General features: G+C 66.1%; 17 protein-coding genes and 1 tRNA gene. 7 read left to right on the forward strand and 11 right to left on the reverse strand.

Annotated features, from left to right (window positions below; genetic code table 11):
- Window positions 1-18 precede the first annotated feature (18 nt).
- Complete coding sequence (locus ACO2RV_RS21130; RefSeq protein WP_423296214.1) at window positions 19-1,398, reverse strand: aspartate aminotransferase family protein; 1,380 nt, start codon at window positions 1,396-1,398, stop codon at window positions 19-21.
- A gap of 169 nt (window positions 1,399-1,567) precedes the next feature.
- Between ACO2RV_RS21130 and ACO2RV_RS21135 the strand changes: the two genes are divergently transcribed.
- Together ACO2RV_RS21135 and ACO2RV_RS21140 are read left to right on the forward strand one after the other, a co-directional pair.
- Entirely contained in the window at window positions 1,568-2,977 is a 1,410-nt protein-coding gene (locus ACO2RV_RS21135) for a glutamine synthetase family protein (RefSeq protein WP_423296215.1), read from the forward strand.
- Between the two features lie 108 nt (window positions 2,978-3,085).
- Window positions 3,086-4,195: a polyamine ABC transporter substrate-binding protein gene (locus tag ACO2RV_RS21140; RefSeq protein ID WP_423296216.1), complete on the forward strand. Its 1,110-nt coding sequence runs from the start codon at window positions 3,086-3,088 to the stop codon at window positions 4,193-4,195.
- A 70-nt stretch (window positions 4,196-4,265) separates the two neighbouring features.
- Here the strand turns inward: ACO2RV_RS21140 and ACO2RV_RS21145 are convergent, their stop codons facing one another.
- The 7 genes from ACO2RV_RS21145 to ACO2RV_RS21175 all read right to left on the reverse strand — a co-directional run bounded on the left by ACO2RV_RS21145 (window position 4,266) and on the right by ACO2RV_RS21175 (window position 10,542).
- A complete protein-coding gene (locus ACO2RV_RS21145; protein ID WP_423296217.1) occupies window positions 4,266-5,198 on the reverse strand; it encodes a lipid A biosynthesis lauroyl acyltransferase in 933 nt (310 codons plus the stop codon).
- A 22-nt stretch (window positions 5,199-5,220) separates the two neighbouring features.
- Window positions 5,221-6,243, reverse strand: a complete 1,023-nt coding sequence (locus ACO2RV_RS21150) for a zinc-binding dehydrogenase (RefSeq protein WP_423296218.1) — start codon at window positions 6,241-6,243, stop codon at window positions 5,221-5,223.
- 99 nt (window positions 6,244-6,342) lie between these two features.
- Window positions 6,343-7,095, reverse strand: a complete 753-nt coding sequence (locus tag ACO2RV_RS21155; protein ID WP_423296219.1) for an SDR family oxidoreductase — start codon at window positions 7,093-7,095, stop codon at window positions 6,343-6,345.
- A gap of 124 nt (window positions 7,096-7,219) precedes the next feature.
- Window positions 7,220-8,500, reverse strand: coding sequence for a beta-ketoacyl-ACP synthase (locus ACO2RV_RS21160; RefSeq protein ID WP_423296220.1), 1,281 nt, complete (start codon window positions 8,498-8,500; stop codon window positions 7,220-7,222).
- Between the two features lie 39 nt (window positions 8,501-8,539).
- Window positions 8,540-9,724, reverse strand: coding sequence for a beta-ketoacyl-ACP synthase (locus tag ACO2RV_RS21165; protein WP_423296221.1), 1,185 nt, complete (start codon window positions 9,722-9,724; stop codon window positions 8,540-8,542).
- A complete protein-coding gene (locus ACO2RV_RS21170) occupies window positions 9,717-10,226 on the reverse strand; it encodes a 3-hydroxyacyl-ACP dehydratase FabZ family protein (protein WP_423296222.1) in 510 nt (169 codons plus the stop codon). Before ACO2RV_RS21170 ends, ACO2RV_RS21165 begins: the two co-directional genes overlap by 8 nt.
- Window positions 10,227-10,260: 34 nt before the next feature.
- A complete protein-coding gene (locus tag ACO2RV_RS21175) occupies window positions 10,261-10,542 on the reverse strand; it encodes an acyl carrier protein (RefSeq protein WP_163074070.1) in 282 nt (93 codons plus the stop codon).
- Between the two features lie 350 nt (window positions 10,543-10,892).
- Between ACO2RV_RS21175 and ACO2RV_RS21180 the strand changes: the two genes are divergently transcribed.
- Complete coding sequence (locus ACO2RV_RS21180) at window positions 10,893-16,178, forward strand: alpha-2-macroglobulin family protein (RefSeq protein ID WP_423296223.1); 5,286 nt, start codon at window positions 10,893-10,895, stop codon at window positions 16,176-16,178.
- Between the two features lie 61 nt (window positions 16,179-16,239).
- Window positions 16,240-18,312 (forward strand): penicillin-binding protein 1C, encoded by a 2,073-nt coding sequence (pbpC, locus tag ACO2RV_RS21185; RefSeq protein ID WP_423296239.1) that lies wholly within the window; start codon window positions 16,240-16,242, stop codon window positions 18,310-18,312.
- Here the strand turns inward: pbpC and ACO2RV_RS21190 are convergent.
- Window positions 18,299-18,505 (reverse strand): DUF1127 domain-containing protein, encoded by a 207-nt coding sequence (locus ACO2RV_RS21190; RefSeq protein ID WP_423296224.1) that lies wholly within the window; start codon window positions 18,503-18,505, stop codon window positions 18,299-18,301. The two genes, pbpC and ACO2RV_RS21190, sit on opposite strands and share 14 nt — an antisense overlap.
- Window positions 18,506-19,028: 523 nt before the next feature.
- Here ACO2RV_RS21190 and ACO2RV_RS21195 point away from each other — a divergent pair.
- The 3 genes from ACO2RV_RS21195 (at window position 19,029) to ACO2RV_RS21205 (ending at window position 21,647) form a co-directional block, all read left to right on the forward strand.
- Window positions 19,029-19,102 (forward strand) — tRNA-Gln (locus ACO2RV_RS21195).
- A 257-nt stretch (window positions 19,103-19,359) separates the two neighbouring features.
- Window positions 19,360-19,767, forward strand: a complete 408-nt coding sequence (locus tag ACO2RV_RS21200) for a hypothetical protein (protein WP_423296225.1) — start codon at window positions 19,360-19,362, stop codon at window positions 19,765-19,767.
- 143 nt (window positions 19,768-19,910) lie between these two features.
- On the forward strand, window positions 19,911-21,647 hold the full coding sequence (locus tag ACO2RV_RS21205) for a P-loop NTPase fold protein (RefSeq protein WP_423296226.1): 1,737 nt from the start codon (window positions 19,911-19,913) through the stop codon (window positions 21,645-21,647).
- Between the two features lie 28 nt (window positions 21,648-21,675).
- Here ACO2RV_RS21205 and ACO2RV_RS21210 read toward each other — a convergent pair whose 3' ends face one another.
- Both ACO2RV_RS21210 and ACO2RV_RS21215 read right to left on the reverse strand, forming a co-directional pair.
- Window positions 21,676-22,239: a hypothetical protein gene (locus ACO2RV_RS21210; RefSeq protein WP_423296227.1), complete on the reverse strand. Its 564-nt coding sequence runs from the start codon at window positions 22,237-22,239 to the stop codon at window positions 21,676-21,678.
- Window positions 22,240-22,303: 64 nt separating this feature from the next.
- The gene (locus ACO2RV_RS21215) at window positions 22,304-24,100 is read right to left on the reverse strand and encodes a hypothetical protein (protein WP_423296228.1); all 1,797 of its coding nucleotides are present in this window, start codon (window positions 24,098-24,100) and stop codon (window positions 22,304-22,306) included.

Raw genomic sequence — 24,100 nt, forward strand, 5'->3', positions numbered from 1 at the left:
CGCCCGCGTGCTGACGGCTCACCGCAGCCAGCCCCAACGCTTCAGCTCGTCATAGGTCTGGTCGAGCGTCTTGCGGGCGCGGGCCACGAGTTCGTCGATCTCGCCATGCGAGATGACCAGCGGCGGGGCGATGATCAGCCGGTCGCGCACGGCGCGCATGACGAGGTTGTTCTTGAAGGAGAAGTCGCGCGCCAGCGTGCCGACCTTGCCGACATCGGCGAACTTGGTGCGGCCAATCTTGTCCGGCGTCAGCTCCAGCGCGCCGACCAGCCCGACCATCGGCGCCTCGCCGACGAGGGGATGCTCGGCGAGCTTGGACCACTGCGCCTTGAGATAGGGGCCGACATCGCCGGCGACGCGTTCGACCAGCTTCTCGCGCACCATGATGTCGAGATTGGCGATCGCCGCGGCGCAGGCAGCGGGATGACCGGAATAGGTGTAGCCGTGGTTGAAGTCGCCGCCTTCCAGCAGCGCGTCGACCACCCGGTCCGCCACCATCACCCCGCCGAGCGGCATGTAGCCGGAGGTGATGCCCTTGGCCATGACCAGCATGTCCGGCTGCGTCCCGAAGGTCTCGCAGCCGAACCAGTTCCCGGTCCGGCCGAAGCCGCAGATCACCTCGTCGGAGATGAACAGGATGTCGCGCTCGCGGCAGATGCGGGCGATTTCCGGCCAGTAGGTCGGCGGCGGGACGATGACGCCGCCGGCGCCCTGCACCGGCTCGGCGATGAAGGCGGCGATGCGGTCCTCGCCCAGCGCGTCGATGGTGTTTTCCAGCGCGCGGGCGGTGCGCAGGCCGAACTCGTCCGGCGTCTCGCCCTGCTGCGCCTCGCCCCACCAATAGGGCTGGGCGATGTGGACGACATCAGGGATGACCGCGCTCTGCCCGTGCATCGGCGCCATGCCGCCCAGGCTGCCGGCAGCGACAGTCGAGCCGTGATAGGCGTTGCGGCGGGAGATGATGATCTTCTTCTCGGGCTTGTCCTTGATCTGGAAATAGCGGCGGACGAGCTTGATCACCGTGTCGTTCGATTCCGAGCCGGAGCCGGTGAAGAACACCCGGTTGAACTGCGGCGGGGTCAGTTCCGCGAGCTTGGCGGACAACTCAATGGCCGGCTTGTGGGTCGTCTTGAAGAAGGTGTTGTAGTAGGGCAGCTCGCGCATCTGCGCGGCGACCGCCTCGACGATCTCCTCGCGGCCATAGCCGACATTGACGCACCAGAGGCCGGACATGCCGTCGAGGATGCGGTTTCCCTCCGAATCCGTGAGCCACACGCCCTCGGCCTTGACGATGATGCGCGAGCCTTCCTCGTTCAGCGACCTGGTATCGCTGAAGGGATGGAGATGATGCGCGGCATCGAGGGCGCGCAGTTCGGCGGTGGTTTTCGGCAGAGACATGGCGCACCTGAGCGTGTCGGTTGGTTGAGACGAACAATGTGATCACATTTAGCGTGCGTCAAGCGTCTCGGCATGGCACAACATGCCCATCTGATGGCTGGAGGGGGAACTTGACCGTCGCCCGGCAGCCATGAGCAAAATCGATGTGACGCATTCAACCAGGTGGATCATGCCATTGCCCGACGCTGCGGACATCTCCGCGGCCACCGCACACGAGACCGAACGCACGGCTGACGAGTTCGCTGCCTATGTCGCCGAGCACGGCGCGCCCGAGATCGTCGAAGTGCTGCTGCCCGACACGCATGGCGTGCTGCGCGGCAAATGGATCCCGGGCGGAGCAGGGGGCAAGATCTGGGTCGACGGCGTCGCCATCCCGCTTTCCATCTTCGGGCTCGATATCTGGGGGCGCGAGGTCGAGGAGACCGGCATCCACATGGAGACCGGCGATCGCGACGGCATGTGCCGCCCGGTGCCCGGTACGTTGAAGCCGGTGCCGTGGTCGCCGCGCCCTTCGGCGCAGGTGATGATCTCGATGTACGAGCCGGACGGGCGCGGCGGCGAGAAGCCCTGGGAGCTCGATCCGCGCCACAAGCTCGCGGCACAGGTGGAGCGGCTCGCCGCGCGCGGGCTGCATCCGTGCGTGGCCTTCGAGCTGGAATTCTACCTGATGAAGCCGGCGCCGGGTCCGGGCGGGGTGCCGGAGCCGGTGTTCGCCACCTCGTCCTCGGGGCCGGCGCGGCAGAACATGTATTCCATGTCGGATCTCGACGCCTACGCCCCGTTGCTGCACGACATTCGCGAGGCGGCGCGCATCCAGGGGCTGCCCGCCGACACGGTGATCTCCGAGGCGGCGCCCGGCCAGTACGAGGTGAACCTCTATCACCGCCGCGACGCCATGGCGGCGGCGGACGACGCCATATTGCTGCGGCGGCTCATCGACGGCGTTGCCCGCAAGCACGGGCTGCGCGCCAGTTTCATGGCCAAGCCCTTCCTCGAATTCGCCGGCTCGGGGATGCATGTCCATGTCAGCCTGACCGACAATGAGGGCGCCAACGCCTTCGGCGCCGGCGAGGCGGGCGACCGGCTGCTGCGCAACGCGGCGGCGGGCATGCTCGCCACCATGGTCGACACCGCGCTGCTCTATGTGCCGAGCTATAACGGCTTCCGCCGGCTGGTGCCGGGTAGCTACGCCCCGACCAGCATCTCCTGGGGCTATGACAACCGCGCGGTTGCCGTGCGCGTGCCGAACGGCCCGCCCAAGGCGCGCCGCCTCGAACACCGCATCGCCGGGGCGGATGCCCATCCCCACCTCGTGCTGGCGGCGATCCTCGCCGGCATGCTGGAAGGCATCGAGAAGGGGCTGGAGCCGCCGGCGGCGTTGACCGGCAACGCCTATGAGGCGAAGGCGCCGAGCCTCAGCTACGATATGGGCGAGGCGATCCGCGACTTTGCCGGTTCGGACTTCGTCGGCCGCGCCTTCGGACCCGAATATCAGCGCGTCTTCGCCATCATGAAGGAGGCGGAACTGCTCGCATTCGAGCGCCGGATCAATCCTCTGGAGTATGAGACCTATTTGTGAGCGTGACCAAGGCTTGAGCAGAGCCCGGCAACGCACTAGCCTTGGCGAATTGAGTTCTCGTGACGGCATTCGCGCCTAAAAACCCTCAACTCTCCCAAGGAGAAAAGGATGTCTCGCCTCCTAACGACAATCGCGGCCGGTCTGCTGGCAGCGCTGGCCGTCGCGCCGGCTTCCGCGCAGGACAAGGTCGTGAACGTCTACAACTGGTCCGACTACATCGACGAGTCGGTGCTGGAGGAATTCACCAAGGAAACCGGAATCAAGGTCCGGTATGACGTCTTCGACTCCAACGAGGTCCTGGAGACCAAGCTGCTCGGCGGCAAGACCGGCTACGACGTGGTCGTTCCCACCGGCTCGTTCCTGCAGCGCCAGATCCAGGCGGGCGTGTTCCTGAAGCTCGACAAGGCCAAGCTGCCGAACATCCAGTACCAGTGGCCGCTCATCGCCGACCGTCTCGGCGTGTACGACCCGGGCAACCAGTACGCCGTCAACTACATGTGGGGCACCACCGGCATCGGCATAAACGTCGACAAGGTGAAGGAGCGCCTCGGCGACATCCCGCTCGACAGCTGGGACATCGTGTTCAAGCCGGAAATCCTCGGCAAGCTGAAGGATTGCGGCGTCTACATGCTCGACGGGCCGGAAGAGATCATCCCGACCGCGCTGCGCTATCTCGGCAAGGATCCGAACTCCAAGGACCCCAAGGACATCGAGGAGGCGGGCAAGCTGCTGAGCAAGATCCGTCCCTTCATCAAGAAGTTCGACAGCTCGGGCTATATCAACGCGCTGGCGGGCGGTGACATCTGCCTCGCCACCGGCTGGTCGGGCGACGTGTTCCAGGCCAAGGCCCGCGCCGAGGAAGCCGCCGAAAAGACCGGCAAGCCGGCGGTCAAGATCGAGTACATCATCCCCAAGGAAGGTGCGCTCATGTGGTTCGACAACTTCGCCATCCCGAAGGATGCTCCGCATCCGGATGCGGCGCTGGCCTTCATCAACTACATGATGAAGCCGGAGGTCGCGGCGAAGAACTCCAACTACATCTCCTATGCGAGCGGCAGCCTCGGCGCGCAGCAGTTCGTCGACAAGGAGATCCTCGACAATCCGGCGATCTACCCGACGAAGGACACGCAGGAGAAGCTGTTCACCGTGACCACCTATCCGCAGAAGGTGCAGCGCGTCGTTACCCGCACCTGGAGCGACTTCAAGCGCGGCAAGTGAACAGTCCCGAACAGGACATAAAAAGAAAGGCGCCCGGTCGGACCGGGCGCCTTTTTCGTTATAGGGGAGTTCAGAACTCTTTCCCGAAATGCCGCCAGCGGCGGTAGAACCACGTCCACTGCTCGGGATATTCGCGAATCCAGCCCTCGACCACCGACGTGATCATCTGCATCGAGCCGTTGACGTCGATCTTGCCGCCGGCATCGCGCGGCAGGTCGAGCGCCGGCGTGCACTGGATGCGGAAGCGCCCGCCGGGCAGGCGGATCACCCGCACCCCGTGCACCGGGCACTCATAGAGCCGCGCGAGGCGGGCGATCGTTGGGTTCGAGGTGCATTGATGACCGAAGAAGTCGACCATCGGTCCGCCCGAGCGCGACTGGTCGACCAATATGCCGAGATGCTTGCCCTGGTCGAGCATGGCCGCCAGCTCGAACACCGCGACATGCGAGGCGGCGACGAGTTCGCCCATCACCCGGCTGCGGGCATTGAACAGCAGGTCGGCGAGGAAGCTGTTGTCCGGCGCACGGAACAGCACGGCGCTGTCGAGCCCCTGCGCCGCGGCGGCGATGGCCGGCAGTTCCCAATTGCCGAGATGGGCGGTGAACACCAGCGCCGGCTTGCCGTCGACGCGCATGGCGACGAAGTTGGAGACACCCGTGGTCTCGATCCGGCTCTTGGCCGGCTCCCACATATTGTACTGCCAGATACGGTCGAGATGGACGAACTCACCGGCCATGCGGCCGAGATTGTCCCACATCCCCATCGCGATGGCTTCGCGCTCGGCGTCGGTCTTTTCGGGGAAGGCGAGGCGCAGGTTGCGCAGCGCCGCCTTGTGCACGCGCGTGTGCCGGCCTATGGCGCGGGCCCAGAAGCTGCCGACCCAGGCGGAGAACTGTGGCGGTTGCAGGCGCAGCACGCGCATCAACGCCCAGACGCCGGCTGAGAGCGCGCTGTCGCGTGCCCTCAGCGTCCAGCGCTGGGAAGGTTTGGTCTCGGACGTCATGTCAGTGTGCCGGGGCGGCGCATCAGAAGGTGATGACCACCTTGCCGAAGACGCGGCGGGTTTCCAGCCGCTCCAGGCCCTTGCCGAAATCCTCCAGCGGGAACTGCGAATCGATCACCGGCAGCACGCCGCGCTCCATGCGCTTCAGGCCGTCGGCGATGGCGCGGATCGGCGCGCCGAACGAACCGATGATGCGGTACTGGCGCTGGAACAGCTGCATGAGGTTCATGTTCACCGAGACACCGGAGGTCGAGCCGCAGGTGACGAGGCGCGCGCCCGGCCGCATGGAGAGCAGCGAGCCGTTCCAGGTCTCGGCGCCGACATGCTCGAACACGACGTCCACGCCCTTCTTCTTGGTGATCTTGCGCACCTCGTGCTCGAAGCGATCGGTCTTGTAGTTGATGACGTGGTCGGCGCCGAGCTTCAGTGCCTTGGCGCATTTCTCGTCGTCGCCCGCGGTGGTGATCACCGTGCAGCCGATCTCCTTGGCCATGCGGATCGCCACCGTGCCGATGCCCGATCCGGCGGCATGCACCAGCACGGTCTCACCCGGTTCGAGCTTGGCGTTGTCGAACAGCATGTGCTCGACGGTGGAGAAGGTCACCGGCGCGGTGGCGGCATCGACCCAGGAGATGCCCTCCGGGATCGGCACGCACAGGCGCTCCTTGATGTTGAGGGTGTCGCGGGCGAAGCCGTCGACATGGAAGCCCATGACGCCGGCGACTTCCTCGCACAGATTGTCGCGGCCGGACTTGCACATGCGGCACTGGCCGCAGGTCAGCGCGCCATACATCGCAACCTTCGAGCCCGGCTTGAAGCGGGTGACGCCCTCGCCGATGGCGACGACCTCGCCCACCGCCTCGGCGCCGACGACCAGCGGCATCTTGCGCTTGGCGAAGGCCATGCCGCGCCAGCCCCAGACGTCGATATGGTTCAGCGCCAGCGCCTTGACGCTCACCTGCACTTCGCCCGGCGCCGGAGCCTCCGGCTCGGGCAGGTCGACAAGGGTCAGTTCGCGGTCGGAAACCAGTTGAAGCGCGCGCATGGACAACTCCGGGGCATCACCGGCGCGGCCACCTCCCGCTTGCCCTTGGGAGGCGAGGGGATAGGACCGTCCGGAAAAGGACTAGGGTGGATATCGAAATCAGCGCTGGATGGCTAGTGCGGCGGACAGACCGCCATCGACCGGCAGCGTTGTGCCGGTGACATAGGCCGCCGCCGGCGAGAGGAGGAAGCCGACCACGGCGCCGACATCGGCGGGGCCTGCGAAGCGGCCGGCGGGAATCTGCTTCTCCACATTGGCGCGATAGGCGGCATAGGGCGCCAGCATCGCCGTGTCGACGAAGCCGGGCGCCACCACGTTCACCGTGACGTCGCGCCGCGCGCTCTCGATCGCCAGCGTGCGGCAATAGCCGGCCAGCGCCGCCTTGGAGCCGGCATAGATGGCGTTGCCGGCATTGGCGACGTCGGCGGCGATCGAGCCGATGGCAATGATCCGCCCGGCGCGGGCGCGCGTCATCGGCCGCACCAGCGCGCCGACCAGCTTCACGAAGGACCAGTAATTGACCTGCATCAGCTGCTCGGCGCGGGACTGGTCGACGATGGCCGCCAGCGTGTCGTAGCTCATGCCGGCATTGTGCACGAAGCCATAATAGGCCGGCTCCTCGGCCAGCACGGCGGCGAATTCCTCCACCGCGACCTTGTCGGCGAGGTCCAGAGCGCGGGCTTCGACCACTGCGTCGGGCTTTTCGGCCAGGATGTCGGCAATCAGCGCCTCGGCCTCGGCTGCGGCGGTGCGCACGGTGAACACCACCTCGAAGCCCGCCAGCGCGGCCGCCCGCACGATGGCCGCACCGACGCCGCGGCCGCCGCCGGTCACGAGAACGCGCTGGGTCATGACACCCGACCTTTCAGGGATGGTCCCGGTTAGCGGCGCACGGGCAAGGTTGGGGCCGGCGCAGAAAGCAGATGGCCGGGACGAGCCCGGCCATCGCGATGAGCACGTGTCGAGGCGAACAGCCTCACGCCGGCTCGCCGGTGAGGATCAGACAGACATTCTGCCCGCCGAAACCAAAGGAGTTCGACATCACCCGGTTCACCTGGGTGTCGCGGGCGACGTTCGGCACCACGTCCAGCGGAATGGCCGGGTCCGGCAGCTCGTAATTGATGGTCGGCGGGATGCGACCGTTCTGGATGGTCAGGAGCGAGATCACTGCCTCGATGGCGCCGGCCGCGGTCAGCGTGTGGCCGATCATCGACTTGTTCGACGACAGCGGGATCGAGCCGATCCGCTCGCCGAACACCGCGCTCATGCCGGTGAACTCCATGCGGTCGTTCTCCGGCGTCGAGGTGCCGTGGGCGTTGATGTAGTCGATTTCCTCCGGCGCCACGCCGGCATCGGCCAGCGCGTTGCGCATGCAGCCGATCACCGGCTTGGCGTCCGGCGAGGAACGGGTGCGGTGGAAGCTGTCGGCCATCTCGCCGACGCCTTCCAGCACGCCGAGGATCTGCGCCCCGCGCGCCACGGCATGCTCCATGCTCTCCAGCACCAGCGCCCCGGCGCCCTCGGCGATGATGAAGCCGTCGCGGTTCTTGGCGAACGGACGGGAGGCCGCCTCGGGATTGTCGTTGTTGGTCGACAGCGCGGAGAGCAGCGAGAAGCGGATCAGAGCTTCCGCCGTCACCGAGCCATCGGTGGCGATGGAGAGCGCCGCGTCGCAATCGCCGCGCCGGATCGCCTCGACGCCGAGCTGGATCGAGGTGTTGCCCGAGGCGCAGGCGGTGGACAACGAGATCGGCTGGCCGCGCGTGCCGAAGCGGTCAGCAAGGTGGTCGGCGATCGAGCCATAGAGGAAACGCTCGTGCCAGGCGTCGTGGCCGTTCGCCTCTGCGGCGCGCAGCAGGTCATCATAGGAAATCGGCCCGTTGGCGGCCGATTCTTGCGCCAGGATACGGCGCTGCGGCCATTCCAGCTCGATCGGCGGCACGGCGCAGAACAGCGGGCCGGGGAAATTGCCCTTCGAGCCGATGCCGGATTCGGCGATCGCCTCTTCCGCCGCCAGCTGCGCCAGCTCCTCGGAGAGGTCCGGCGCGGTGCGCCCGCTCTCGGGGAGGAAGTCGACCGTGCCGGCGATGGTCGTGCGCAGCGAGTCGATCGGGAAACGGCTGATGCGATGAATGCCGGACTTGCCGGCCGTCAGCTTCGCCCAGTTGTCCGTCTTGCCCTGGCCGAGCGATGTCACCATGCCCATGCCGGTGACGACGACGATCGGCCGACCGGCCTTGTCGGTATAGGAAGCCATGATCTGCTCCTCGGAAGCGGCGTGCTTCCGCAAGTTGGGTCAGTCGACGCGCTCGACCAGCGCGACGCCTTCCCCGCGCCAATGCCCCACTCCGGTGACGATGGCACGGGTAAGCGCGCCTTCGAAAGGCTTTTCCAGCGGCTCGCCGGCAAGCGGCGCGAAGAGCTTGCCCTCGGACACCGCAAGGGCGGCAAGCGCCAGCGCGACCGGAAGCTGCCCTTCGAGGCTGTGGCCGACGCGATCGGTGACGGAGCGCACCGGCAGACCCGAGCGCTCCAGAACGGCGACCTCGGCCCGCGTGGGCTCAGGCGCGCCGGACGCGGCGGAAAGAATGGCGGTGCCCTCGGTCACGTCGCCGGCGGCGGTATTGACGAGGGCTTCGATGGTCGCCTCGACCGCGCCGGGCTCACCGCGGCGCGCGCGCTCGGACCAGACGCCGGACAGCTTGGCGATCGGCTTGGCGCCGCGCGCGGTCGCATGCTCGGGCGATTCCAGCACCAGGAAGGCGCCGGCGGAGCCGGTCGGCACGCCCTTGGGGTCGGCCAGGACCGGCGCCCACGGGGCATGCATGGCGAGCCGCTTCAGCGCGAACAGCAGCAGCATGTCGCGCCGCTCGGCATTGTAGGCGCCGCCGACCAGCGCGATCTCGCTGGTGCCGGCAGAGATGCGCGACCAGCCGATTCTCACGGCATCCGTGCCCGAGCTTTCCTCGCCCATGAAGGTGCGCGAGGAGCCGGTCACGCCGTGCACGATGGAGATATTGCCGGCCAGCAGGTTGGACAGCTGGGCCAGGAACAGCGTCGGGCGCAGGTTGGACTGCAGCTGCTCATTCAGGAAGACGTCGGCCTTCGACTGTTTCTCGATGTCGGTGAGGATGGCACCGTCGACCGACTGGTCGCGCTCGCCGCCGCCCGCCGCCACCACCATGTCGGTGGTGCCGAGAATGTCCTTGTTGCCGGCGATGCCGGCGGAGGCGAGGGCAAGGCCGGCCGCATAGGTGCCGATGCGCTGCCACGGCTCCATCTGCCGCTGGTCGCCCCGTTTCGGGATCTGCTTGTCGAAGTCGATCTTCGCCAGCGGATGCACGACGTAGGGAGCAAAGCCCGTCTGGTCGATGACGGGCTGCGGCGCAGCGGAGAGGGCCTGCCAATGAGCTTCGAGGCCTTCACCGAGCGACGAGACGAGCCCGATGCCGGTTATCCAGACGTCGCGACGGTCAGACATGCGAGAGATTTCCTGAGCGCGTCGCCTCGGCATCCGGCGCGGCATCGCCCATCGGCATGCCGATACGCTCGGCGGTCGAGAGAAGATAGCCGCGCAGTTCCGGCGCGGGGAACGGCATGGTCTTCAGAGTGATATCGGCGTTGCAGACGAGCTTGCCGTCCACGCGGCCATCGGCTTTCAGCCGGGCGAAACCCGAGCCGTCATGCTCCATGCGCGCCTCGACCTCGATGACCTGACCCGGCGTGACGAAGGTGCGCAGCTTGCCCTTGTCCACCGAGGCAAGGAAGGCCATTCGGTCGTAATTATGCAGGCGCAGCAGCAGCATGCCGCAGCTCTGGGCCATGATCTCGAACAGCAGCACGCCCGGCAGCAACGGGTGCCCCGGGAAGTGGCCTTCGAAGATCGGGCTTTCGGTCGGAACGGTGTTCGCGGTCTTCAGGGTGCGTGCCTCAAGGTCGAGGGACAGCACCTTGTCGATCATCTGGAAATATTCGAGCCGCATTACCCCGTCCTGCCACTACGTCGCGAAACCGTCATCAGGCGGTCTTGGCGGCGATCAGCTCATCGATGCGAGCGCACAGGTTCTTCAGCACGAAGTACTGCTCGGTGGTCGCCTTGCCCTCGTTGACTTCCTGCGTCCAGCTCTCGAGCGGGAGCTTGATCCCGAACGCCTTGTCGATGGCGAAGGCGATGTCGAGGAAGTCCAGGCTGTCGATGCCGAGATCATCGATGGCGTGGCTTTCCGGCGTGATGTTCTCGCGCGGGATGTCGCACGTCTCGGCGATGATGTTGGCGACGGTCTCGAACGTGGTCGACATGGAATGCCTCTGGTCTCGGCGGCCGCGTCCGGCCACGGTTGAATCGGAACGCTCCTCCGCCACTGTCGCGACGGCAGGCCCGAAATGGATGACGGCCCGTATACCGAAGCGCGAACGGCTATTCAATGGCACCGGCGTGGCAATCCTCGGCAGTGTGACATCCGTGTCATTCACCGCATGGTTCATTGAACTGCCGGGGCAAAGGTAAGGACCATCACCTACGGTCATGGTCCTGCAGACAATTCCGTCCTAATCTTAGCGCGCCGGTTCGGCCGGCGCGTCTCGGGGTGGGTGGTATGTTCGTGTCTTCGGCAGGCTTGTCGCGGTTCTGGCGCGGAAGCGCCGCGTTAATGTTGGTTCTGGCGATGACGGCGGGCCCCGGCCTCGCCCAGACGCCGCCCCCGAAACAGGCGGCCAAGCAGAAGGCGACGACGACGCAGCAGGCCACGCCGGCGGCGGCCCCGCCCGCCGCGGTCTCGGATGCGCTGCCGAAGACCTTCTCGCGCCCCGACCTCATCGAATCCGCCCGTCGCCTTCAGTCGCTGCTGGATCGCGACCGTACGCCGCTCGCCAAGCCGGCGGCGCAGTTGCGCAAGGACGCCGACGCGGCGCTCGCCGCCGGCGATGCGCGCACCGCTGCCGATATCTATGGCCGGCTCGCCCGCGGCAGCGTGGATGCCGGCGCCTGGCTGCGGCTCTCGCGGGCCCTCGCGCGCATCAAGCCGAACGAGAACGAGAGCGAGGACACCTTCCTCGATCGCGCGCAGGGTGCCGCCTTCATGGCCTATCGCAATGCCACGACGCGCGTGGCGCAGGCCGATGCGCTGTTCGCCATCGGCCATCTCTATGACCAGCGCTCGCTATGGCGCGGAGCGCTCGACACGCTGGCGCTGGCGCTCACCTATGCCAACGTGCCGGACCAGCGTGCCTTCTATGACAAGCTGCGTGCCGAGCGCGGCTTTCGCATGCTCGACTACAGCGTGGATTCGGACGCCTCGAACCCGCGCATTTGCGTGCAGTTCTCCGAACCGCTGGCGAAGGGCGGTGTCGATTTCTCCAGCTTCGCGACGCTGAAGGGGCCGGGGGGCGCGGTCGACCGGCCGGCGGTGACGGTCGACGACAGCCAGCTGTGCATCGAAGGGCTGAAGCACGGCGAGACCTACGAGGTCGGGCTGCGGCAGGGACTGCCTTCCTCGATTGCCGCCGAGTCGCTTCCGGAGGCCGCCGACCTCACCATCTATGTGCGCGACCGCAAGCCGGGCGTGCGCTTCACCGGACGCAACTATGTGCTGCCGCGCACGGGTCCGCGCGGCATTCCGGTCGTCTCCGTCAACACCTCGCGCGTCGGCGTCGAACTCTACCGCATCGGCGACCGCAGCCTGATACCGACCGCGCTCGACGGCGAATTCCGTCGCGACCTCGCGGCCTTCGACCTTGAGAAGCTGAAGAACGGCCAGGCCGAACTCGTGTTCAAGGGCGAGCTGGAGACCGGCTCGCCGCTGAACGAGGACGTCACCACCTCCTTCCCGGTCGACGAGGCGGTCGGCACGTTGGCGCCCGGCGTCTATGTGCTCGCGGCCCGTCCGGCGGGCGATGCCGCCAGTCCGGACGATGAGTGGAACACGCGCTCGACACAGTGGTTCGTCGTCTCCGATCTCGGCCTCACCGCGCTGTCGGGCGATACCGGGCTGAACGTGATCGTGCGCGCGCTCGGCAGCGCGCAGCCGCTGGCCGATGTCGAATTGCGCCTGCTCGCCAAGTCGAACGAGGTGCTGGCGACCGTGCGCACCGATGCGTCCGGCGCGGCAACGTTCGATGCCGGGCTGATGCGCGGCAAGGACGGCTTCGCCCCTGCCGTGGTCGTCGCCAGGGCGAAGGAGGGCGACTACGCCTTCCTCTCGCTGGAGGATCAGGCCTTCGACCTCACCGACCGCGGCGTCGGCGGGCGGGCGGCGCCGGAGCGCTTCGACGCTTTCGTCACCACCGAGCGCGGCGTCTACCGCTCGGGCGAGGAGGTGCATGTCACCGCGCTGCTGCGCAATCCGCAGGTTCAGGCCGTGGCGGGCACGCCGCTTACGTTGATCCTCAAGCGGCCCGACGGCGTCGAGGAACGCCGCGTGCTGGCGCAGGACGGCGGCGCCGGCGGGCGCGCGGTCGGCTTCGCGCTGATGGGCGATGCCATGACCGGTGTCTGGCGCATCGAGGCCTATGTCGATCCGCGCGGCAATCCGGTGGGCGAGACCACCTTCCTGCTGGAAGACTATGTGCCCGAGCGGCTGGCGCTCGATTTGTCCACCGATGCCGCCTCCATCGCCCCCAATACCGCCGTTAATGTCCGGGCCGACGGGCGCTGGCTGTTCGGTCCGCCCGCCGCCGGGCTCGACATCACCGGCGAGATCGAGGTGCGCGTCGCCAAGGCGCGTCCCGGCCTGCCGGGCTGGCGCTTCGGCCGCCCCGATGACGGCTTCGCGCCGGAGCGCCAGCCGCTTGCCGACACACCGGTGACGGACGCGCAGGGCAAGGCGAGCCTGTCGGTGGTGCTGCCGGTCCTGCCGCCGACCGCGCGCCCGCTGGAAGCGGAAGTGTTCGTCGGCCTCGACGAAGGCGGCGGGCGCGCCGTGCGCCGCTCGGTGGTGCTGCCCGTCCGGCCTTCCGGCAACGGCATCGGCGTGAAGCCGCTGTTCGACGGCAACGGGCCGGGCGAGAACGCCCATGCCGGCTTCGAGGTGCAGGCCTTCGATGCGGCGGGCAAGCCCGTGGTGCTCGCCGGCGCGCAGTGGACGCTCTATCGCATCGAGACGCGCTACCAATGGTATCGCCTTGGCAGCAACTGGGATTTCGAGCCGGTCGAGTCAGTCCGCAAGGTTGCCGACGGCAAGCTGGAACTAGGCGCCGGCGCGCCGGCGCGGCTCGACGTGCCGGTCGAGTGGGGCCGTTACCGGCTGGAAGTGAGCGACGGCAAGATCGCCACCGCTGTGCCTTTCGAGGCGGGCTGGGGGGGCGGCGCGACGGCCGATGCGCCCGATCGTCTGGAAGTCGCTCTCGACAAGGCGCAATACGCGGCCGGCGAGACGCTGAAGGTCAATCTGGCTAGCCGCTATGCCGGCTCGGCCACGGTGCTGATCGTTGGCGACGGCGTGCTGGCTTCGAAAACCCTCGACGTGCCGGCAGGCGACAGCGCGGTTGAGTTCGACGTTGCCGCCAGTTGGGGACCGGGTGCCTATGCGCTCGCCTTCCTGCACCGTCCGCTCGATGTCGCGGCCGGCCGCAATCCCGGCCGGGCCATCGGCCTCGCCTGGTTCGGCGTCGACCGTGCCGCCCGCGCGCTAGAGGTGAAGCTCGACGCGCCGACGCTGGTGCGCCCGGAGACGACGCTGTCCGTGCCGATCTCGGTGTCCGGTCCGGGACGGGGCAGCGAAGCCTATGTGACGCTGGCCCTCGTCGATGTCGGCATCCTCAACCTCACCGGCTTCAAGACGCCGGACCCGGACGGCTTCTATCTCGGCCAGCGGGCGCTGGGGACGCAGGTGCGCGACTTCTACGGCCAGTTGATCGACGGCATGCTGGGCGCGCGTGGACGCCTGCGCTCGGGCGGCGATGCCATGGATGCCGGGTTGCAGGCCGAGCCGCCGACGCAGCCGCCGCTCGCGTTGTTCTCCGGTCCGGTCAAGCTCGACGCCGACGGCAAGGGCACCGTCGACTTCGCCATCCCGCCCTTCGACGGCACCGGCCGGCTGATGGCGGTGGCGTGGTCGGCCGCGGCGGTCGGCCATGCGCAGCAAGACGTGACCATCCGCGATCCCGTGGTGATCACCGCGACGCTGCCGCGCTTCCTCGCCAATGGCGACCGCTCGACGCTCAACCTCGCCATCGCCAATGTCGACGGCGAGGCCGGCGACTATGCGCTCGACGTGGTGACGGATGGTCCGGTGTCGGTCGCCAGTGCGCCCAGGACCGTGCCGCTGGAGAAGGGCGGACGGCAGGCGTTCAACCTCCAGGTGAACGGCAAGGGGCTCGGCGAGGCGAAGGTCTCGGTGCGGCTCTCCGGCCCCGGCGGCCTTGCCGTGGTCCGCGACTACCGGCTGAACGTCCGGCCCGCCTATCCCGCGATCTCCCGCCGCAGCGTGGAGAGCATCGCGCCGGGCGCGTCCATCACGCTCAGTCGCGATCTGGTGGCCGACCTCGTGCCCGGACGGGGCGGGGTGACGGTGTTCGCCGGTCCCGACCCTGCGCTCGACGTGCCGGCGCTGCTCGGCGCGCTTGACCGCTATCCCTTCGCCTGTTCGGAACAGCTGACCAGCACGGCCATGCCGCTGCTCTATCTCAGCGATTTCGGCAATGCCTCGCGCTTCCGCCTGACCAAGGATCCCAAGGAGACCATCGCCAGTGCCATTGCCCGGCTGGTCGCCCGGCAGGGCTCGGATGGTTCGTTCGGCCTGTGGCAGGCGGGCGGTAATGATGTGTGGCTCGACGCCTATGTCACCGATTTCCTGACCCGCGCGCGCGAAAAGGGCCATCATGTCCCGGATCAGCCCTTCTCGCTGGCGCTGGACCGGCTGCGCAACGCGCTCGCTTTCGCCAGCGACGGCGCGACGGACGACGGCGCGGCCTACGCCATCTATGTGCTGGCGCGCAACGGCAGGGCGCCGGTGGGTGACCTGCGCTATGTCGTCGACGCCAAGCTGGAGGAGGTGCAGAGCCCGTTCGCGCGCGGCCAGCTCGGCGCGGCGCTGGCCATGCTCGGCGACAAGGGGCGGGCCGAGCGCGTGTTCGGCGCGGCGCTGGAGCTGCTGCCGGACGCACCGGAGACGCTGACCTCCGGCCGGCCGGATTTCGGCTCCATCCTGCGCGACGCGGCCGGGGTGGCGACGCTCGCCTCCGAGGCCGGCTTCACCGGCACGGCACGCACCGCCCGCAGCCGGCTCGCCACCGCCTTCATCGATGCCGGACCGACCTCGACGCAGGAAGATGCCTGGCTGCTGCTCGCGGCCCGCGCCGCCCGCGAGGGCCGCGGCATCGCGCTGGACATCGATGGCGCCGCGCATACCGGCATCTATGAGCGTGCGCTCACGCCGGAGGAACTGGCGGCCAAGCCGGTGGTCATCACCAATCGCGGCACCGCCCCGCTCGACGTCGCCGTGTCCATCGACGGTCCGCCCTCGACGCCGGAACCCGCCGACGCGGCCGGCTTTGCCCTGACGCGCAGCTATTTCACGCTGGAGGGCAAGCCGGTCGATCCTGCCAAGGTGGCGCAGAACCAGCGCCTTGTCGTGGTGCTGGAAGCGGAGGAGGACGAGGCCGGTCCCTCGCATGTGCTGCTGGTCGACTACCTGCCGGCCGGTTTCGAAATCGACAACCCCGCTCTGGCGGTGGGTTCGGATGCCGGCGCGCTGGCCTGGCTTGGCGAGACCAGCGATACCGCTCATGTCGAATTCCGCGACGCCTTCTTCGCCGCGGCCTTCGACCGGACTCAGGACGGGGACGAGGCGCTGAACCTGCGCGTGGCCTATGTCGTGCGTGCCGTCTCGCCCGGCAGCTACGCTCACCCGCCGGCGATCGTCGAGGACATGTACCGGCCGGGCCGCTTCGCCCGCACCGATGCGGGACGGGTCGAGGTGACGGGGGCCGCCAGATGAGGAGGGCAGGGCGGTGAGGCGGGTCCTTGCCCGCCTCGCCGGCATCGCGGTGCTCTGCGCGATGCTGTTGGCAGGCGGGCTCTACGCGTGGCTGGCCGGGGTGCGCGCGGCGGCCCCGCCTGTGCCAGCGCTTGCCACATCGGTCGAGGTGCTGGACCGCGACGGGCGCCTGCTGCGTCCTTTCGCGCTGGAAGATGGACGCTGGCGGCTGAAGGCGGAACTGGCCGATGTCGACCGGCGCTATGTCGACATGCTGGTTGCCTATGAGGACAAGCGCTTCTTCCAGCATGGCGGGGTCGACCCGCTGGCGCAGATCCGTGCGGCATGGCAGATGCTGACGCATGGACGCATCCTCTCCGGCGGCTCGACGCTCACCATGCAGGTGGCGCGCCTCATGCAGCCGCGCGACGGGCGCGGTCTTGCCGCGAAATGGCGGGCGAAGTGGCAGGAGATGCGCCGGGCCATTCAGCTGGAGTCGCAGCTTTCCAAGCGGGAGATCCTCAGCCTCTACCTGACGCTGGCGCCCTATGGGGGCAATATCGAAGGCGTGCGGGCGGCGAGCCTTGCCTATTTCGGCAAGGAGCCGCGTCGGCTCTCGCTGGCCGAGGCGAGCTTGCTCGTCGCTCTGCCGCAGGCGCCGGAATCGCGCCGGCCGGACCGATTCCCCGAGCGGGCGCAGCGCGCCCGCGACGGCGTGCTGACGCGGCTGAAAGGGGCGGGTCTGTTCGGCGCACCCGAGGCGGAGTTCGCCGAACGTACCGGCGTGCCGACGCGGCGTATCGCGATGCCGATGCTCGCCGCCCATGCTGCCGAACACGCGCGGGCCGAGCGGCCGGCCGCAAGCGTGCATCGCCTTGCCATCGATGCGGCGGTGCAGGCCCGACTGGAGGAACTGGCGCGCGAGCGGGTGCGCACGCTCGGCAACGGCGTCTCGCTGGCCATAGTGGTTCTGGATAATGCGACCGGCGAGGTGCTGGCCCGCGTCAGCGGCGCCGACCCGCTCGATGCGAGCCGGGCCGGGGCGGTGGACCTTACGCGCGCCATCCGCTCGCCCGGCTCGACGCTGAAGCCCTTCATCTATGGCCTGGCGTTCGAGGACGGCATCGCCCATCCCGAGACGCTGATCGACGACCGGCCCGTGCGCTTCGGTGCCTATCGTCCGCGCAATTTCGACCGGGAATATCAGGGCACGGTCCCCGTACGACAGGCGCTGCAATTGTCGCTGAACGTGCCGGCGGTGGTGCTGCTTCAGGCGGTGGGGCCGCAGCGGCTCGCCAGCCGGCTCGGCGAGACGGGGTTCGCGCTGAGCCTGCCGCCGGGCGAGGTGCCGGGGCTGGCGGTCGGGCTGGGGGGCGTCGGAATGAGCCTCGACGCGCTTGCCGGGCTCTATGCCGGCGTCGCCAATGGCGGCATGGCTCACGCCTTGCGCGAGCGTATGGACGGAGCGGTTATCGAAGAGAGGCCGGCGCGGCAGCTCATGAGCCCCGTCGCAGCCTGGTATCTGGCGCAGGCGCTGCTGGGCACGCCCGCGCCGCAGAACGAGCGGGCGGGTCGGATCGCCTTCAAGACCGGCACGTCCTACGGCTATCGCGACGCATGGGCGGTCGGCTTCGACGGGCGGCGGACGATCGCGGTCTGGGTCGGGCGGCCCGACGGCCAGCCGGTGCCCGGCATGATCGGCCGCGAGGCGGCGGCGCCGATATTGTTCGATGCCTTCGCCCGGCTCGTTACACGACCGGCGCCGTTCGCCACGGCGCCGCGCGAGGCGCTCAATGCACGCAACAACGACCTGCCGCCCCCGCTTCGGCATTTCGGCCGCAGGGTCGGTCAGGTCGGAGCGGTGCAGGGGCCACGAATTTCGTTCCCGCCGGATGGCGCGAGCCTGGAGCGCGTTGCGGGTGAACCGCTGGCGCTGAAAGTCAGCGGCGGCACAGGCCGCCTGACCGTTCTCGTCGACGGCGTGCCGGCTGGCAATGCCTTGCCCGGGGCGACCTTCTTCTGGCAGCCGACCGGATCGGGCTTCACCCGCCTTACCGTCATGGACGCCGCCGGGATAGCCGACAGCGTCGTCTTGCGAATTCGCGGGCCGGAGGACGCGTTGGGCGTCTCCGGCGGCCTTGTCAGCGGCCGTTGAGCGCGGCGCGGGCGATGTCCTGACGGGTCAGGCCACGCTTGGCGAGAGCGGCGTCCGACAGGCGCGACAGGCTCTCATAACGCTGGGCGATGCGACGGCCTTCGCCAACCGCGTCGAAGAAGGCAACCACGCCTTCGATCACGCGGGAGAAAAGGTCCGGCGAGTTACGGTGGGTCAGGGAAACAGTGCTCATCTGAGCTCTCCAATCGTCTTCGGCATTCTGTATGCCAGGGAATATAAACCGATTGGTGCGTTGCAAAAGACGATATGCTGCATGACAGCACTGATGTTGACGCATGGGTAGATGGCGTGGCTTGTTCAGTGAAGAGGTATTATAGGATAGATACATTTCCTAACTGCCGATGAATGGTAATATTATACCGTATTTCTGCCTGTCTATGACGTTTTTGCACGGGCGGGCCGCTTTTTAGGCATGTCGAAAACGACGGGCGCTGTCGCCTGACAAGGCCTGCGCGAACTTCTGCGCATGCAGTCGTTGGCTGCGGGCATTATCGACGTTGGCGCTCCCTGGCGGTGGTCGGAAGGTGAGTACATATGTCGCCGAGCCTGGGGATGGTTCACCGAATGCTCAACTTGGGGGTAGACCGCGCCCACGTGAGAGGCTATAGACCCCGCCACTGCCGCCGCCCCCGTGATCGACGTTTCCGCGTCGCCGCGGAAGGCCCCGGAAAGCGCTGCACGATCAGGCGCTTCGGTGGGGGATAGTTTAACGGTAGAACTGCGGACTCTGACTCCGTTAGTCCAGGTTCGAATCCTGGTCCCCCAGCCACTGCCTTAATCAAGTAAAATCAAGCACTTAACGATCTTCCGTCGTGCTCGCGACCAGCGATCATGTCGCGTCATGTTGCAAGCTGGTTTCCTTAATTTCCAACGGTTTCCAGTAGGCAGCGGCGAATCCACGCGACATGGAATGCAACATGCGGTGGCGTTTATCGCGGCGCCAAACGGCGCACATCATCTCGTCGGCCGGCGCGAGATGGTGCAGGCTTGGGCAAACTTCGTCGAAGCTGCGAACAGGAGCCGCAGATGGATTCCACGGCGAAACGCACGCGACCCAGAGATCCCCTTTTTCGCGTCCGTAACCGCCCCAGCGTCGACCAGTGGGCCGCCGATGAATCCATGACGCTTGCCGAGGCCGTGGCGTTGTTCTTTCCCGACGGTCCCCTGACTATCAAATCCTTCCGCACAGCGGCCAAGCGCGGCCAGCTTGCGGTCCGGCGCGTCTCGGGTAGGGACTTCACCACCCCGGACGCTGTTCGCGAGATGCTGCGACCAGAGCTGCGGGTTCCGACGAGGGAGGCTGCCAACGAGCGCCCTGCTGCGCCAGGTCGTCCGAAAGAGCCCGAAATGCGCGCCGCTCAGGAAAGGGCACTGGAGGCCGTCAGGGGGCTGCGAGACCGTCGGCGGGTGCCGAAAAAGCCTGCGGCATCGTGATCTGATTGCTGGCTGTTGCCGCGGATCGGTCGTTCGCGAGGCGGAAGGCAAATTTCTCGGCAAATTCAAGCACGAGTGGCATTATCGTATGGTCCCACTAAGGGTCTGTGCGATACGCAGCTGAAAAAAGTGAGGAGGCTCGGATGTCACTGCCGTCGATCGAGGCGGAGATTCATCGCTTCCTGTCAAGCGATGTACCCGAAGTGCTCTGCATCAAGGGCAAATGGGGTGTCGGCAAGACCTATGGCTGGCAGAAATTTCTGCGTGCCGCCAAGGATGACAACTCGCTAAAGGTCCAACGATATGCCTATGTTTCTCTCTTTGGATTAAATTCACTTGACGATCTGCGATACTCAATATTCCAGAATACGGTTAGCGGTAAAAATATTGGACGAGACGCGGATGCTGCGACGTTCGAAGAACTTATTAAAGACAAAGACAACTCGCGCAAGATTGCTCCGGTGGTTGAATGGGTATCTGCCGTATTTAATCGTAAGGGTGTCTCCGATCTTATCGCGAAGTCTGCATTTTTGTTGGTACGAAAACAGATAGTGTGTCTGGACGATCTTGAGAGGGCAGGAAAAGGGCTTGGCGCGCGCGAAGTGCTTGGCCTCGCTTCCCTCCTAAAGGAGGAGCGCAAGTGCAAGGTCGTGCTGTTGCTCAATGATGAAGAGCATGACGAAAAAGGTGAGTTCGAGCGTCAGCTTGAGAAAGTTGCTGATGTAACCCTTCGATTCGATCCAACGCCAGACGAGGCCGTTTCCATTGCGCTCACGAGTCCTGAAAAAGCTGTCGATCTTTTAAAACCCTTGATCGTCACGCTTGGTATAACCAACATTCGTGTAATCAAAAAAATCGAGCGCTTGGCTCGCCGATTGGTAGAAGTACTGTCAGGCTACGATAGTCGAATTGTTGAGGAGTCAGTGGCTACACTAGTTCTCGCAAGCTGGTCGGTTCAGCAACCTGGAATTGCCCCGCCTCTTGATTTTATTCGCAATTACGACTGGATCGGAATTACTATTCGTGTCAACCGTGAAGAATTGGATGATGAAGCAGTTAGATACAACAATTTGCTTTCTGAATATCCGTTTCGCAATGTTAATGGTCTAGACAAGGCAATTATTGATGGTGCGGAGAATGGATATTTCTTCGAGGCCGCCATAAGTGCGGCGGCCGAGCGCCTCGTTGCTGAACGAATGGCGCAAGGGCGCAACGGTGAATTTTCACGAGTCTGGGAAGAACTTTATCACGGGTCGCTTGTTACCGACGACGACGAGTTTCTTGAGGAGCTCTTTAAAGCAGCTGTCGACGAATCTGCTGTGATAACACCATTGAATATAGATGGTACCATTCGCATGTTTAGAGAGACGGGGCGCGATAATCAAGCCGACATGCTAATACAGATTTATGTGAAGGCTCACGAGGTAGATGGCTTTGATTTTTTCAACATAGGTAAGCATCATTTTAGTCAAGATCCAGACAAGGGTCTGGTTGCTGCATTCAAAGCGTACCGAGATGCGTATATTGACTACAGGGATCCACTTGAAGTGCTGCTCGGGATCAGCGAGCGTCAGAGCTGGGATGACGCTGATGTCGCTCTGATGGCGAAGCAGAGTGCGGCCGATTTCGAGCGCATGTTCGAGGAATTGCGCGGTGCTGAGATAAGACGGGCAATTGATACGATCCGTCTGCTTGGGCGCGGCTACGAGGAAGGGCATGAACAAATTGCCAAGGCCTCGGAGGAAGCTCTTCGACGTATCGCTGCCAAGTCACCGCTGCGTGCGCGGAAAGTTGCGCGCTTTGGGATAAAGCCCGCTCCCGCTCCAATAGAGGCAAGTGACACCGGCTCAGAGGAGGACGGCGCGGAGAAGGCGCATTAAGCGCTGCTGACCGGAGTGGTGGCAGCCGCTAGGCTCGAGGGATTCCGCAGTATTTGGTGAGCGCTCCGGCCGCGGCAATGGCGCCTCCAGCGTATATCTTGCGCTGCTGGCCTGCGCCATCGAGATCTTTGCCCTGAAGTGTGTAGTCGATACGACCACGGGCGATCGCCCCTAGCATGGCCGCACTCTGCTTCTCATCAAGATCCACGACGGCTGCCAACGTGAAAGACGGCAGTTCGACCAGCGCGCCCGTAAGCTTTATTGTTTCCCGCCGCGCGCCGGCCTCCTTGGGGCCCGTGACTATAAACGACACCCGCAACGACCTCTCTTTCGGGTCGATTCCGCTCACCGTGGCCTGCGTCGCGATCGTCATGCGCAGCTTCTTGCCGATGCAGTCGAGGTAGACCGGATAGCTCTGCCGATTCTCATCGGTAGAAATCCCCATCACCCGGAGGGTGCCGGTTTCATCCAGCCGGGCAAACCAATCGGCCTCGGCTGGCGGCGCGGCTAGCAAAATCGCAGAGGCAAGCAGTCCAATCGACAAGTTCTTAAGCACGGTGGCCTCCATACCGACGCCATCCAACACCGCCATGACGCGACTGTCGATGATCGGCTGTGACCTCGCACGGGAGGGCCCCGCGCGAGGAGCTTCGGGTTTACGAGATGCTTTGATACAGGCCGTTGCTGACGGACCCTCCGCCCGGGGTCGAGACGATATCGCCCCCTAGAAACTTCCATGTCCCGCCCAGGGGCGGGGACAACGTGCTGCCCGATACATTCGTGCCTAGCGCAGGAAGCGCCGACCGTCTCGCATACACCAAGGACGAGATACCGCCATAGACGGCCTGCATCTGGGCTAGATCGCTTGGGCTTTTGATCGGGATGTCCGTCGGTGCGGCGAAGCGGTCATGTAGCCAGCCATAGGCCTGCGTCCAGATTTGGCCGTTGCCGGCGAAGGTGTGGTGCGCCGTGCCGGCCTGATCGATCCAGTTCAGAGATCCGTTAGACGCCATCTGCAGGTATTTGCGGAACACGCTCGGGATGTGAAACGAGAGCCGCGGAACGTTGCTCTGCGATTCTACCGCTATCGAGGCCGTCGAAGTGACCTGGCCGCTCAGCACGCCTCCGGACAGGTTGAGCTTGGCGGCGACCGTCGCGGCGAGCGCTGCGATACGGGCCTGCACCCAGCTCGTGTTCGGGATACGCGCAGTGCTGTCCCCGGCCGCCGGCGTCGGGACGGTCGGTTTGCCTGTGAAGGTAGGGGATGCCAATGGCGCCTTGCCGTTGACGATCGTCGAGAGCACTTCGATCAGGCTTTGCACGAACGAAGTCGTCGCTATGCGGCTGGAGTCGTCGGCTGCGTTCGGCGTCGGGGCTGTCGGCGCACCCGTGAAGGTCGGGGAATTAAGCGGCGCCTTCGGATTCACCCGGTCGTTGACCTCCTGCTTCGTGTAGTAATCAGTGGCGGAGAGCGCCTGGTACGCCCGGACAGACCAGTGCTGCCCCTCGATGGGGCTCGCGACGGTGATCGTCGGGCTATCGAGGGCGAAAGCGTCCGAGGCCAACTTCAGGCCATCGACGAATACCATGGCAGTGGTGAAGCCGCCGCCGACCGTGATCACCCCGTCGGGCGCCACGCCGAACGTGCCTTCCTCGAAGCGGAGGCCACCGAGAGAGGCCGTGACGGCGGTCACCCAGCCCGTGCCATCGAAGACCCGAACCGACGTGCCGTCGTACCAGAGGCGCCCGACGCTGGATGCGCCCGGATTCGTTATCGGCATCGCGACGGCCGCGCGGAGATCGGCGAGCGCCGCCTGCGCCCCCGTCTTCGCCGTATTCGCGGCGCCGGCGAAGCCCTCAGCCTGGCCGCGGGCTGTCTCCGCGCCGGCGCGCGCGGTCTGGGCGTCTATCTTGTCGCCGGCCACCTGATCGCGCAGGGCCTCGAGATCCGCCGTGGTGGCGACCGGACCGACCGACCAGTTGGAGAAAGAGCCTTCGCCCATGGTTTGTTCAACCGCCAGCGTCAGCACGCCGGTCAGTCGGTCGTAGGAGAGGCGCCGGCCCACGAAGCCGTTCTCATAGGAGCCGGCGGCTGTGACCAGCAGATAGGCCGTGGGCGCGAACTGCCCCCGCCGGTTGTCCGGAATGGTCAGGACCTTCTCATTGGTGTTGATCACCAGCGACGTGTTCGACGTGGCGAAGAACACGGCGCCGAGATCCGCCATGGCGGCGAGATTTTCGGCCGACTCCTGCGCCTTGATGATGGATGGCCCGATGCCATCCTCGATGACCTGCAGGCCAGGCTGGAGGATGGCGTCTGATACCCGCTTCTCTATGCCGACCTGCTCTTCGAGCGGGCTGAAGCGGGAGTCGAGGAAGCGGATGAAGCTGTCCCACTTCTCAGGGGTCAGTTCCTTCATCCTCGAGGCGAGGAAGTCTGCAATGGTGCTCAT

It is taken from the genome of Ancylobacter sp. VNQ12 (genome assembly GCF_049445835.1).
Classification (GTDB): Bacteria; Pseudomonadota; Alphaproteobacteria; order Rhizobiales; family Xanthobacteraceae; genus Ancylobacter.

Coding starts and splice junctions, on each gene's coding strand:
- ACO2RV_RS21130 (WP_423296214.1), bottom strand. CDS start 1,398: ATGTCTCTGCCGAAAACCACCGCCGAACTGCGCGCCCTCGATGCCGCG.
- ACO2RV_RS21135 (WP_423296215.1), top strand. CDS start 1,568: ATGCCATTGCCCGACGCTGCGGACATCTCCGCGGCCACCGCACACGAG.
- ACO2RV_RS21140 (WP_423296216.1), top strand. CDS start 3,086: ATGTCTCGCCTCCTAACGACAATCGCGGCCGGTCTGCTGGCAGCGCTG.
- ACO2RV_RS21145 (WP_423296217.1), bottom strand. CDS start 5,198: ATGACGTCCGAGACCAAACCTTCCCAGCGCTGGACGCTGAGGGCACGC.
- ACO2RV_RS21150 (WP_423296218.1), bottom strand. CDS start 6,243: ATGCGCGCGCTTCAACTGGTTTCCGACCGCGAACTGACCCTTGTCGAC.
- ACO2RV_RS21155 (WP_423296219.1), bottom strand. CDS start 7,095: ATGACCCAGCGCGTTCTCGTGACCGGCGGCGGCCGCGGCGTCGGTGCG.
- ACO2RV_RS21160 (WP_423296220.1), bottom strand. CDS start 8,500: ATGGCTTCCTATACCGACAAGGCCGGTCGGCCGATCGTCGTCGTCACC.
- ACO2RV_RS21165 (WP_423296221.1), bottom strand. CDS start 9,724: ATGTCTGACCGTCGCGACGTCTGGATAACCGGCATCGGGCTCGTCTCG.
- ACO2RV_RS21170 (WP_423296222.1), bottom strand. CDS start 10,226: ATGCGGCTCGAATATTTCCAGATGATCGACAAGGTGCTGTCCCTCGAC.
- ACO2RV_RS21175 (WP_163074070.1), bottom strand. CDS start 10,542: ATGTCGACCACGTTCGAGACCGTCGCCAACATCATCGCCGAGACGTGC.
- ACO2RV_RS21180 (WP_423296223.1), top strand. CDS start 10,893: ATGTTGGTTCTGGCGATGACGGCGGGCCCCGGCCTCGCCCAGACGCCG.
- pbpC (WP_423296239.1), top strand. CDS start 16,240: ATGCTGTTGGCAGGCGGGCTCTACGCGTGGCTGGCCGGGGTGCGCGCG.
- ACO2RV_RS21190 (WP_423296224.1), bottom strand. CDS start 18,505: ATGAGCACTGTTTCCCTGACCCACCGTAACTCGCCGGACCTTTTCTCC.
- ACO2RV_RS21200 (WP_423296225.1), top strand. CDS start 19,360: ATGGATTCCACGGCGAAACGCACGCGACCCAGAGATCCCCTTTTTCGC.
- ACO2RV_RS21205 (WP_423296226.1), top strand. CDS start 19,911: ATGTCACTGCCGTCGATCGAGGCGGAGATTCATCGCTTCCTGTCAAGC.
- ACO2RV_RS21210 (WP_423296227.1), bottom strand. CDS start 22,239: ATGGCGGTGTTGGATGGCGTCGGTATGGAGGCCACCGTGCTTAAGAAC.
- ACO2RV_RS21215 (WP_423296228.1), bottom strand. CDS start 24,100: ATGAGCACCATTGCAGACTTCCTCGCCTCGAGGATGAAGGAACTGACC.